The organism is Clavibacter lycopersici (assembly GCF_003576405.1).
GTDB classification, from domain to species: Bacteria; Actinomycetota; Actinomycetes; order Actinomycetales; family Microbacteriaceae; genus Clavibacter; species Clavibacter lycopersici.
Map to the genome: position 1 here is coordinate 1 of NZ_QWGT01000079.1, position 11,256 is coordinate 11,256.

Sequence of the window (11,256 nt, forward strand, 5' to 3'; positions counted from 1 at the left end):
GTCCGAGATCGCGCCGAGGGCGGTGGCGATGCGGCGGGCGACGGCGTCCGGATCCGCGAACAGCTCGAAGGAGTGCACTCGGAGGTAGTGCCAGCCGAGCCGCTTGAGCATCTCGGGGCGCAGGCGCAGCGACTCGCGGAGGCTCGTCTGGTTGACGACCGGATCCGTCTCGATCGCGATCGCACGACCGCCGTAGGACGCGACGAGCCCGAGCTTGTCGCGGTGCCCGAGGGCGGGCGCGAGGCCGAGACCCTCGAGGCGGCGGGCGAGGTCCACCAGCATGGCGTCGCCGTCGTCCGGGATCGGGTCCTCCTTGAAGCGGGCCTCCGCCTCCGAGAGGATCTGGGCCAGCGCGACGATGCCGTGCTTCATCCGGTCCTGGTCGATGTCCGAGGGCTGGAAGCAGGAGACGACCACCATCGAGCGGCGGGCGCGCGTCATCGCGACGGCGAGCAGGCGCTCCCCGCCGGGCGCCGCGAGGGCGCCGAAGTTCGACAGCACGCGGCCGTGCGGGGTGCGGCCGTAGCCGACCGAGAAGATCACGCGGTCGCGGCTCTGCGCGACGCACTGCTCGAGGGTCGCGACCATGAACGGCTCGGCGCGGTCGCCGATGAAGAACTCGGTGACGTCGCTGCGCTTGGCGGCCGCGTGGAGGACGGCCTGCTGCACGCGCACGGCGTGCCGGGCGCTCGCGGTGATGACCATGAGCGACTCGCGCGGACGGTGGCTCGCGTGGTCGAGCACGAGCTCCACGACGCGGATCACCTCGGCGTCGACGCTCTCGACGGCGCCGGTGTCCTCATCCGGCATGCCGTGGCCGTCGGCGACGAAGTCGAGCGACAGGCTGCCGTGGCCGAGGAACGTGCCCGCCCACGGGAGGGACTGGATCCGGCCGCCGTAGAAGCGGCGGTTGACGAGCTCGGCCAGGTCCTCGCCGCCCGCGCGGTAGCTGCGCGTGAGGGAGAGGGTGGGGAGCAGCTCGCCGAGGCGCGCGAGCGCGGAGTCGGCGTGGCGCTCCTCGAGCGTGGAGTCGTCGTCCGCGAGCTGCGGGGTCGAGCGCTCGGGCTGCGGCACGACCGCGATGGTGAACGGCGACGGCGTCTGGGTGACGGGATCCCCGAACACGACGGTCTGCTTGCCGCGCCGGATGCCGCCGAGGGCCTCCGCGAGCGTCATCGCGCCGGCGTCCACGAGGAACACGGCGTCGAACGGCATCTCGTCGGTGATCGCGGGCACCTCGTAGGGCGACGCGAGCCAGACCGGCGCGATGGTGCGGGAGAGGTGGGGCGCGGAGTGGTGGAGGGCCGCGGCGTCGACGGGGGCGGATCCGCCGAGCAGCTGGCGCAGGTGGTGCGCCTCCTCGGGCCAGTCGACCACGCCGATCTTCCACGTCTCCGCGAGCTGCCACGCGAGCAGGCCCGCGCTGGCGGTGGCGTGCGCCTCGTCGACGAGGCGGAAGTCGGACTCGAGCCGGTCGAGCACGCTCGTGTTCGCGTTGAGGAGGGCCTTGTCGCCCGCGAGCATCTGCTCGAGCACGGACTGCCACCAGGCCAGCTCGAGCTCGGCGGCGACGGCCTCCTGCGGCACGTGCCGGTCGGAGAGGTCGCGGAGCAGCGGGTCGAGGTCGAGGCGGCGCAGCTCCGCCAGGAGGGACGTGCGCTCCTGCAGGTTCTGGAGCACCTCGCTGTCCTCCGCGAGCTGGGCGACCTTCTCGCGCAGCTCGTCGACGGGGAGCTCGCCGAGCGGCGTCGGGCGGGTGAGCATGCTCAGCGGCTCGTCGAGCACCTTGAGGTCGGCGGCGACCTCCTGGTAGCGCACGTGCACGTCCGAGATGCCGCGCGGCACCTCGGGCGTGGAGCCGACCGCGACGTAGCGCTGCCACAGGATCCGCTGCTTCTGGATGGCCTTGAGGCTCTCGTGCATGTCGGAGATGTGGACGCCGGGGCGCACGTACTCGCGCGCGAGCTTGCGGAGGCGACGGCGCGTGATGCTCGTCATCTCGGGGGCGTCGCGGCGGGATCCGGTGGCCGCGATGATCTCGCTGAGCGACCGGTCGAACACCACGGGCTGGAACTTGTCGAGCGTCTCGCGCACGTCGAGGAGGAGGCGGAGGTAGACGCCGAGCTCGTCGATCGACTTGTAGGCCCGCATGCGGGTCTGGCCGATGAGCTCGTCGGCGCGCTCGAGGAGGCGCGGCAGGCCCTCGGCGGACAGCGACTTCGCGAGGTCGTGCGCGTGGGTCGCGGCGGCGCTCGTGGGGAAGTTCGCGCCGTACCAGGGCGAGTCGCCGGGTCCGTAGCGGAACTCGCCGAGGCTCGCGGCCTTGACGAGGGAGGCGGCGGCGCTCGCGCGGTCGTGCGCGATGGCGACCACGGCGTCGCGGGTGAGGCGCGCGGTGGTGGCAGGCGGATCCGGCAGGAGGGCGAGGCGGGACAGCTCACCCAGCGCGTCCAGCACGGAGACGCCGAGGTCCCTGTCCGGGCGGCCGAGCGCGAAGCGGTAGTCGAGCAGCACGTGGCGCAGGCGCACGAGCGCGTCGTCGACCTCGGCGGTCTGCGCGGGAGCCGCCTTCTCGTTTCGGACGATGGACTGCACCACGTCGCGCTTCAGCGACTTCGGCGCGACCGCGAGGCCGGGGAGGCCGACGTCGGCGAGGCGCTGGCCGATGCCCTTGAGCGAGGACGCCCGCGGGCTCACGACGAGCACGCGCTTGTTCTGCGCGACGAGGCAGCCGATGGAGTTGACGATGGTCTGCGTGCCGCCCGTGCCGGGGAGCGTCGTCACCACGAGCGAGTTGCCCGCGTTGATCTGCGCGATGACGTACTCCTGCTCGGGATCCGCGTCGAGCAGCAGGGTGTCGGTGACGGGCGGGCGCTGGTCCTGCGGGATCGGGTCCACGGGCGCGTACGCCTCGCCCACGCCCCACTTCGCGGTGGGGTTGCCGGCGATGGCGTCGATGACGAGGTGCTCGAGGTCCGCCGCGTCCTCGGCGAGCGCACGGCCCACCTCGGCGAACGAGGAGACGACGAGGCGCGGCTGCACGGCGAACGCGGGCAGGTGCGAGGTGAGTCCGCGCAGGCGGTCGATGACCGGCTGCGGCTTGAACGCGCCGTTCTGCACCGCGAGCGCGACGAACGAGTCGGCGTCGAGCGTGATCTGGAACTGCTCCTCGAGCGCACGCGCGAGCGCCGGGTTGAGGAAGGGCTGGCCCTTGAGGCGCACCTCGTAGTCGCTGCCGTGGCGGCGGATCGCGAGCGGGCGCAGCAGCACGGGCGCGCGGAACTGCTCGTCGGCGAAGCGCCACTCGGCGAGGCCGATGGCCAGGTGGATCGACTCGATGCCCCGGGCGGAGACCAGCTCGATGCCCTTCTGGGTGATGCGGTTCGCGGCCTTGCGGGCGCTGCGCAGCGCGAGCTCGTCGCGGATCAGGGACGACAGCAGCGTCGTCTTGCCCGTGATGAACTGCGCGAGGCCGCCCGGGTGCGTGGTGCTCAACTCGATGCGCGAGCCCGGCGCGTCCACGAAGTGGAGGAGAGGAGAGGTGCCGCCGATGGCGGCGAGCTGCTCGCGCCACTCGCGCCAGCGGGGCTCGGCCACGTTGGCGCTCCCCAGGTGCACGTCGCCGACCCGGAGGTCGTGGGGGCTGGTGCTGTTGTGGGAAGCATTCACGTGGGGGTCCTCAAGAGGCTCGGCGGCGAACCCGGAGAGCAGGTCGTCGTCGTCGTCGGATCGTTCATTGGCACGCCACACCCGGCAACAGTACGACGCGGCGGGTGGGGAAACCGGCAGGCGGGGCGGCGCGGGGCCGGATTTGCGGCACCCGTCGGCGATCGTCGCCCGGCTCGTCGCGGAGCGGCCGCGCCTCGGCCGCGTGGGCGGGCCTCCGCTACCATGGGCCGGTCAGCCTCTGTAGCTCAATGGAAGAGCAGTTCCGTCCTAAGGAAAGGGTTGGGGGTTCGAGTCCCTCCAGGGGCACCCTCCGCTTCGCGATATCGACCCGCTATCATCACGGCCATGAGCGATGCCTCCGTCGGCGAGGAGCTGCAGCGCCTCCGCCGTCTCGCCGCGCTGTCCCAACGTGAGCTCGCCGCGCTCGCCGATGTGCCGCAGCCCAACATCGCCGCCTACGAGAGCGGACGCCGGCAGCCGTCCGCGGAGACGCTGGCACGCCTTCGCGCCGCGCTGGGGATCCCGTCGCTCGACCGGGTCCGAGCGGCACGCGAGCCGATCCTGGAGGTGGCCGCGCGTCGGCGTCTCAGCGACGTGCGCGTGTTCGGATCGGTCGCACGAGGAGAGGCCCGCGCGGGGTCCGATGTGGACCTCCTCGTGCACCCCGCCCCCGACGCCTCGCTGTTCGACCTCGCGGCGTTCATGGATGAGGTCGCGGAGCTGCTGGGCATCCACGTCGACGTCGTCTCCGACCGCGGAACGGGGCCGGTCATGGACCGCATCCTCGCCGAGGCCGTCACCCTCTGATGCGCGACGAGGAGCGGATCCCGAGCCTGCTCGCCGACATCGCCCGGTTCGCCGCCTCCGCTCGACGCGTGGCGAACCGCGGGCATGCGCGGTTCACCGACCCTGACGACGACGAGCAACGACGGATCGCCCGATCGCTCGTCGTGGACCTGTCGACGGCGGCCGGCCGGCTGCCCGCGTCGTTCCGCGACGAGCACCCGAAGGTCGACTGGAGGGGCATCCGCGCTGTGCGGAACTTCCTCGCGCACGACTACGACGGGACGGACATGGAGGTGCTGTGGCGGGTGGTCGCGGTGGAGTTCCCGGAGATCGGGGCGGCTCTGGGCGTCTGACGCCGCACCTCGCGTCTCCGGCGGGGGCTAGGCCCCGACCGCGTCGCCCGCGTGCACGCGAATGGCCTCGCGGATCGTGTCCGCGTGCGCGTAGATCTCGTCGAGCGACCCGATCGGGTGGCGCGTCTCGACCTTGTGCGCGTCGAACAGCCCCAGGTACTTCTGCTTCTTGCCGTTGAAGTGGAGGCGGGCGATGGGCTTGCGGTTGTTGTCGTCGAGGAGGATCGCGAGGTACGACTTCGCGTCCCGGTGCACCACGCGCTGCGGCTTCACCTCGCTGCAGGCGATGGCCTTGACGATCTGGTAGCCCTCGAGCTCCTCCAGCGTCGTCTCGATCTCGGTGTCGCGGTCGAGGTCCGCCTCCACGACCTCCTCGCTCGTGATCACGTCGGCCGAGGCCGCGGTCGGCGCCGACGGGAACGCGGGCGCGCCGAGCGCCGTCTTCAGGCGGTCGTTCACCTGCTCGTTCAGGTACTGCTTCGACGCCTTGGCGACGAGCGTCGTGAACTGCTCGCGCACCTTCTCCGTGAACGACCCGTCGTACACGCGACGGGTGAGGAGCTTCACCCATTCCGTGGTCGGCTCGCGGAACTCCGCCGCGATCGCGCGCTTGAGCGCCCCGACGTACTTGAGCTCGCCCGCCGCGCTGATGATCGAGTCGAGGTCGAACACGTCCTTGGTGAGCTTCATCAGCTCGGGCAGAAGGGTCTCGTCGATGTCCGCGAGATCCAGCACCAGGAACGGCTTCTCGTCCATGCGGTTCGGCGCGTCGAGGTCCGTGTAGAAGTGGTAGACCTCGCCGTTCGTGAGCACCGCGATGCGCGCGTTCGTCACGGCGAAGTAGCGGAAGAGCTGCGACGCGTGCTCGATCTTGAGCGGCTCCGTCGACTTCTTGCACTCGATGAGGATCTGCACCTCGCCCTCGCGCATGATCGCGTAGTCGATCTTCTCGCCCTTCTTCAGGCCGAGGTCCGCAGTGAACTCGGGGACCACCTCGAGGGGGTTGAAGACGTCGTATCCGAGGATCGTGGAGATGAACGGCATGATGAACGCGTTCTTCGTGGCCTCCTCCGTCTGGATGGCCTCGCGCTGGTTGCGGACCTTCAGGGCCAGGGCGGCCAGTCGTTCGGCGAATTCCATGGGGACTCCCTCGTCTCGGTGATGCCGACGATACGGATGTCGATGCGTGCTCATGGAGGTGCCGGTGGCCCCATTTCGGGCTGACGGCGGGGTCGACGAGGTCCACGAGGCACGGCGTCCGCCACCTTCACACCCCCGACACGACGCTATGCGAGCTTCCGGGCGGCCACCATCGGCGCCGTCATCCTCGGGGTCGTCCGCATCTGCATGGGCCTCATCGGGCAGCGCGAGGGGCTGACGGCCTCGATCCCGTCCCGCTGGACGGGCTCCGGGGACGACGGCCCGGCGCTCATCGGCCTGGCGTTCGGCATCGGCCTCATCGGCCGGTTCGAGATCCACTCGGGCGTCTCCGCGTCCGGCCTCGACTCGATCATGCCGTGGCTGCCGGTGTGGGCGCGGTCGCTCGCGTTCGGCCTCATCCTCCCCGCGGTCGTGATGCTCGGCTTCCGCGTCGTGCAGCGGGTGGCGGACGTCGCCGTGACCACGGGAGACCGCCTCGATCCTCGCGGTGCACCGCAACACCGTGACCGAGCGGATCCAGCGGGTGCAGCGCATCCTGCAGGTCGACCTCCAGGACGCCGAGACGCGCCTCGCCCTCCACCTCGCCTGCTTCACGGTGCTGGCGGCGGAGGCGTAGCGCGGACCGTCAGGCGGCCGGCGCCGCTGCGGCCTCGTCGAGCGCACGGCTGGCCCGGTACTCCTCCGCCGCCGGGTGCAGGTCGAACTCGACGATCTCGACCGCATGCGCCTTCAGGGCGTCGAGCACCTCGTCGGGCGTGACGTAGAAGAACTCCCGCCGGAGGTTGATCCGGTTCACGCGGTGATCCGCGAAGGTCCGGTGCAGCATCGCCTCGACGCCCACCGCGTCGTCCGCGAAGAACAGGGCGTGCACGTCGAAGCGGAACGGCACGGACGCGTCGCCGAGCTCGACGACCCGGTCCATCGGCTCGAGCCGCCGCGTCATGCCGATCTTCACCATCCGCTCGCCGAAGGCGCCGACGTTCGAGATCACGTAGACGTAGCCGGCGCGCACGTTCGCCGCGCGGTAGTCGACCTCCACGAGCGCGCGGTCGACGTCCTCGATCCGGTCCCGCATGCGCGCCGCGCCCTCGAGGTCGCCCTTGCTCTCCAGCGCCGCCAGGGTCGCGGCGTAGTGGGCGCGCTCCTTGTCGAGGCGGTCGTGCTCCGCCTGCAGCTCCGCGGACGCCTTCGCCTGCTCGCGGAGCTCCGCCCGGCGCTCGCGCTCCATCTCCTTCTCCGCCTGCAGCACGCGGAGGTGCGCGCTCGCGAGCTGGAGCTCCTCGAGCCGCAGCTCGTGGTAGCCGTCCTCGATGCGGAGGTCGATCATCGTGCCGCTCCGGGCGATCTGCTCGGCCGCCCGGGTCAGCCGCGTCTGCGCGACGTGGAGGTTGCCGGCCTTCGTCGCCTTCAGCGCGTTCTCCGCCTCCGCGTTGTAGGCGCGCAGCAGCACCTTCGACATGTCGCTCACGAACCGGCGCCCCTGGGACTCGGATCCGTTGAACGTGAACCCGGTCGTCGCGGTCACCGCCCGCTTGTCCCGGACGGCGTTCTTGATCGTGTACCGCAGCGACTCCAACCGGGACGCGAGCTCGGCCGAGGTCTCCGCCGGGTGGTCGTAGTCGAACAGGCCGACGCTCTGCAGATCCGCCGTCGTGGTCACCTCCACGAGCTCGGCACGTACGGCCGCGAGCTCCGCGTCGAGGGCCAGGCGGGCCTCGATCCGCTCGTGCACGTCCTGGTCGACGGCCTGGAGCTCCGCCTCGGCTCGGAGACGCGCCGCACCGGCGTCCGCCTCCGCCCGCGAGCGCACCGCTCCCGCGTCCGCCTCCGCCTGCGCGCGCACCGCGCCGGCCTCCGTCAGGATCCGGTCGCGTTCCTCCTGCGCCGCGGCGACGAGCGCGGACGCCGCCTCGGCCCCGGTGCGCCGCGCCGCCTCGGCCTCCGCCTCCGCCCGCTGCCGGTAGTCGTCCACATCGGCGTACTCGCGCATGCCGTGGCGCCGGATCAGGTCCTCCAGCTGGGCGATGTGCGCCTCGGCGTGCGCGACGCGCTCCCGGGCCTCGCGCTTCGAGAGGCGGTCGACGGGCGGCGCGGCGGACGCGGACGGCTCGGGCTCCGGATCCCGCTCCGGCGTCGGCGCCGTCGGCTGGGGCGCGGCGTCGGGCCGCGGCTGCACGTGGTCGGTCCACTGCGCGCCGTCCCACCAGCGGACGTAGCGGGGATCCTGGTCGTCGTACCAGCCGGCAGCAGCGCTCATGCCCTCAGGCTAGGCAGCCGCCCCGGCCGCGAGGAGCCCCCGTTCGAGGCCGCGGCCGCCGCTCCCTGTGGACGCTCGCCCGCCCCGCCGCCGCACCGCGCCTACCGTCGATCCCACCGCTCAGCCGCCGCACGCGCGGCGCAGCGCACCCCGGCCCGACGCAGGTGCGCTCCGGCGGATCCACCCCGACACGCACGAGAGGCACGCGCCCATGACCGACACCACCCGCACGATCCCCTGGGACGGCTCCCTCGACGAGCGCGCCGCCCGGGCCCTCGAGGCGCCAGGAGGCCTCGTCGTGGCCGCCACGAAGGTCGGCTACATCCTCATGACCACGGACGGCACGGGCCTCGAGCGCAAGTTCGACGCCAAGCAGCGCAACCGCGAGAAGCCGGGCGTGGTGCTCTGCACGAGCATCGAGCAGCTGCAGGAGCTCGCGGTGCTGAACGACGAGATCCTCGCCTTCTACCAGGAGCACTGGGACGCCGACGTGCTGCTCGGCTGCATCCTCCCGTGGCGCGAGGACGCGAAGCACCTCATCCCCGACGCGGTCGCCGGCGAGCTCGCCATGGACCGCCGCGGCACCAGCTGCTTCGTGATCCGCTTCGGCCGCCCCGCCGAGCAGCTCGCCGAGCGCCTGTGGGAGAGCCGCCGCCTGTCCTTCGCGAGCTCCGCCAACCCGTCCGGCAAGGGCAACCGCGGCCGGGTCGAGGGCATCGGCGAGCGCATCGAGCAGCAGGCCGACCTGATCGTCGCGGCCGACGACTACGTCGCGTCCATCCAGCCGGGCCTCGACGAGACGAGCCGCCACGAGCAGGGCGTCATGGTCTCCATGGTCGACGCGTCCGGCGCGCTCATCCCCGAGCAGCGCGGCGCGCGCTCGGTCAGCCCGAACCCAACGCTCATCCGCCGCGGCCTCGCGGTGGACACCATCATGTCGGCGCTCGCCCGGTCGTTCCCGTCGTGGGACTACCGCCACGGCGAGTACTACTGATCCCGCCGGGTCGAGCGCCGACGAGGGCCCGCGGAGCAGGTCTCCGCGGGCCCTCGCGCATCCCCTCGCGCGCATTCGTGGTCCGCCCCGCGTAATTCCATATGTGGGGAGATCTCGTGGCATTCCTCTGCGATATGCGCGCCGTTCGCCGCGTGCGCGCTCGGGAAACACGGCCGGCAGCACCCCCGGACGGGGCGGAATGCGCCCGGAGAGGACGCGGAGACGATTCGCGAGGCCGCCGCGCCGCGGATTCACGGGCATTCCCGGTGATTTCCGTCGCCGATTCACGCACGATGTCGGATTTCCCGGGCGAGACGGGTATCGTGGCCAGCGCCGCATCATCTGATGCACCATCCGCAATGAGAGGAACAGACGTGGCTCGCAAGGTTGTCACCACACTCGTCGACGACATCGACGGCGTCGTCATCGAAGAGGGAAAGGGCGAGACCGTCCCGTTCGCGCTCGACGGCGTGAATTACGAGATCGATCTGAGCGACGCCAACGCCGCGAAGCTCCGTGAGGCGCTGGACACCTACGTCGACCGCGCCCGCCGCGTCGGCCGCGCCTCCACCGGCCGTTCCACCGGCGCGCGCCGCTCCTCCTCCAGCGCGCCCAAGGAGGACCTGGGCGCCGCCCGCGAGTGGCTCCGCGAGCACGGCCACAAGGTCTCCGAGCGCGGCCGCATCTCGGCCGACCTGCTCGAGGAGTACCGCGCCAACAAGTAGGCGACACGACGCGCGCACCGCGCGCAGCATCACGAAGAGGGCCGATCCGCCGCAGGATCGGCCCTCTTCGTCGTCTCCGAGGTGCGCCGTAAGGAATTCCGCACCCCCGGGAACAGCGGGCGGGAGGACGCGCCGCGCCGCGCGTCACGCGCGCGTCACGCGTCCGTCGCGACACGGTCGCGGGAGCACGAGCACGCTGGCCGAGAACAAGGAGCACCGTGCCGAAACACCTCGCATCACCCGGGACCGCAATTCCCGCTCGCCGTCCCCGTCGTTCCCTCCGCGGGCGCTTCCTCGCATCGGCGGGCGCAGCGCTCATCGCGCTCGTCGCCGTCGTCGGCATGACCGGCCAGGTCCAATCCGCGTCCGCCGTCGTCTCCCTCGAGACCGCATCGCAGTGCAACTCCACGCCGACCGGCGCGGGCGTCGAGGTCCGATGCGACGTCACGGTCGTCAACGACATCGACCTCGCCACGCAGGTCGGCTCGTCCACCGTCACCACGACCGTGTGCCAGGGTGCCGCCGGAGCACCCCTCTGCACCACGTCGGAGCTGCAGCGTGACGGGATCATCGTTAACGCGGTCGAGCAGTGCAACGGGGTCGCGGCCGGCGGCAGCAACGTCATCTGCACGGTCGACATCACCAACAACATCGTCGGCGAGAGCACGAACACCGCCGCCACCGTGAACCAGTGCATCGGATCCGGACAGGGCGGCGGGAGCGTCGTCAACTGCTCCCCCATCGCGAGCACCACGAATGCCGACGTCACCCAGTGCAACGGCTCGGGCAACGGCGGCGGCAGCACGGTCGAATGCACCGTGACCACGTCCTCCACCACGTCCTCGGCGCTCCAGGTCCCCGTCGACCAGTGCAACGGATCCGCGGCCGCCGGCAGCATCGTCCGCTGCAGCACGGTGATCCGGAACTTCGTGTCACCCGCCGTCGAGCCGACCGAGGAGCCCACGGTCGCACCGACCGACGAGCCCACGGTGGCCCCGACCGACGAGCCGACGGTCGCCCCGACCGACGAGCCGACGGTCGCCCCGACCGATGAGCCGACCGTCGCACCCACCGACGAGCCCACCGTCGCACCCACCGACGAGCCCACCGTCGCACCGACCGACGAGCCCACCGTCGCACCGACCGTCGAGCCCACCACGCCGGCGCCCACCCCGACGGCCACGACGCCGGTCCCGACGCCCACCGCGCCGACCCCGACGCCCACCGTTCCGGTCCCCACGCCGACGGCCCCGACGCCCACGCCGACGGCTCCGACCCCCACCGCGACGGCTCCGACGCCGACCCCCACGG

Annotated in this window: 8 protein-coding genes, 1 tRNA gene and 1 pseudogene; 7 read left to right on the plus strand and 3 right to left on the minus strand. The window is 71.9% G+C overall.

Annotation, left to right across the window (positions count from 1 at the left end):
- A partial coding sequence (locus DZG00_RS07325) for a DUF4011 domain-containing protein (protein ID WP_119455494.1) occupies nucleotides 1-3,669 on the minus strand: 3,669 nt, incomplete at its 3' end.
- Nucleotides 3,670-3,903: 234 nt separating this feature from the next.
- Here DZG00_RS07325 and DZG00_RS07330 point away from each other — a divergent pair.
- From DZG00_RS07330 to DZG00_RS07340, 3 genes are all read left to right on the plus strand, one after another.
- A tRNA-Arg gene (locus DZG00_RS07330) sits at nucleotides 3,904-3,975 on the plus strand.
- Between the two features lie 39 nt (nucleotides 3,976-4,014).
- Nucleotides 4,015-4,476, plus strand: a complete 462-nt coding sequence (locus DZG00_RS07335) for an XRE family transcriptional regulator (RefSeq protein WP_119382018.1) — start codon at nucleotides 4,015-4,017, stop codon at nucleotides 4,474-4,476.
- Nucleotides 4,476-4,808, plus strand: a complete 333-nt coding sequence (locus tag DZG00_RS07340; RefSeq protein WP_119382017.1) for a HepT-like ribonuclease domain-containing protein — start codon at nucleotides 4,476-4,478, stop codon at nucleotides 4,806-4,808. The genes DZG00_RS07335 and DZG00_RS07340 overlap by 1 nt, the downstream gene beginning before the upstream one ends.
- A 27-nt stretch (nucleotides 4,809-4,835) precedes the next feature.
- Here the strand turns inward: DZG00_RS07340 and DZG00_RS07345 are convergent, their stop codons facing one another.
- Nucleotides 4,836-5,948, minus strand: coding sequence for a type I restriction endonuclease (locus tag DZG00_RS07345; RefSeq protein WP_119382016.1), 1,113 nt, complete (start codon nucleotides 5,946-5,948; stop codon nucleotides 4,836-4,838).
- 496 nt (nucleotides 5,949-6,444) lie between these two features.
- On the opposite strand from DZG00_RS07345, the pseudogene DZG00_RS07355 reads away from it, so the two are divergent.
- Nucleotides 6,445-6,585 (plus strand): annotated as a pseudogene (locus DZG00_RS07355) (helix-turn-helix domain-containing protein); the annotation flags it as partial.
- Nucleotides 6,586-6,594: 9 nt separating this feature from the next.
- Here the strand turns inward: DZG00_RS07355 and DZG00_RS07360 are convergent.
- Nucleotides 6,595-8,226 carry an SNIPE associated domain-containing protein gene (locus DZG00_RS07360; RefSeq protein WP_119455495.1) on the minus strand — a complete coding sequence of 544 codons (1,632 nt, stop codon included), beginning with the start codon at nucleotides 8,224-8,226 and terminating at the stop codon, nucleotides 6,595-6,597.
- Nucleotides 8,227-8,437: 211 nt separating this feature from the next.
- On the opposite strand from DZG00_RS07360, the gene DZG00_RS07365 reads away from it, so the two are divergent.
- The 3 genes from DZG00_RS07365 to DZG00_RS17460 all read left to right on the plus strand — a co-directional run.
- The gene (locus DZG00_RS07365; RefSeq protein WP_119382774.1) at nucleotides 8,438-9,220 is read left to right on the plus strand and encodes an L-threonylcarbamoyladenylate synthase; all 783 of its coding nucleotides are present in this window, start codon (nucleotides 8,438-8,440) and stop codon (nucleotides 9,218-9,220) included.
- Nucleotides 9,221-9,594: 374 nt separating this feature from the next.
- On the plus strand, nucleotides 9,595-9,945 hold the full coding sequence (locus DZG00_RS07370) for a histone-like nucleoid-structuring protein Lsr2 (RefSeq protein WP_119382775.1): 351 nt from the start codon (nucleotides 9,595-9,597) through the stop codon (nucleotides 9,943-9,945).
- Between the two features lie 218 nt (nucleotides 9,946-10,163).
- Nucleotides 10,164-11,256, plus strand: a 1,093-nt coding sequence (locus tag DZG00_RS17460; protein WP_304650933.1) for a PT domain-containing protein, incomplete at its 3' end; no start/stop codon positions are given.

Excerpts from the sequence above, each read along its gene's own strand:
- DZG00_RS07365 (WP_119382774.1), top strand. The coding sequence starts at position 8,438 with ATGACCGACACCACCCGCACGATCCCCTGGGACGGCTCCCTCGACGAG.
- DZG00_RS07360 (WP_119455495.1), bottom strand. The coding sequence starts at position 8,226 with ATGAGCGCTGCTGCCGGCTGGTACGACGACCAGGATCCCCGCTACGTC.
- DZG00_RS07345 (WP_119382016.1), bottom strand. The coding sequence starts at position 5,948 with ATGGAATTCGCCGAACGACTGGCCGCCCTGGCCCTGAAGGTCCGCAAC.
- DZG00_RS07335 (WP_119382018.1), top strand. The coding sequence starts at position 4,015 with ATGAGCGATGCCTCCGTCGGCGAGGAGCTGCAGCGCCTCCGCCGTCTC.
- DZG00_RS07340 (WP_119382017.1), top strand. The coding sequence starts at position 4,476 with ATGCGCGACGAGGAGCGGATCCCGAGCCTGCTCGCCGACATCGCCCGG.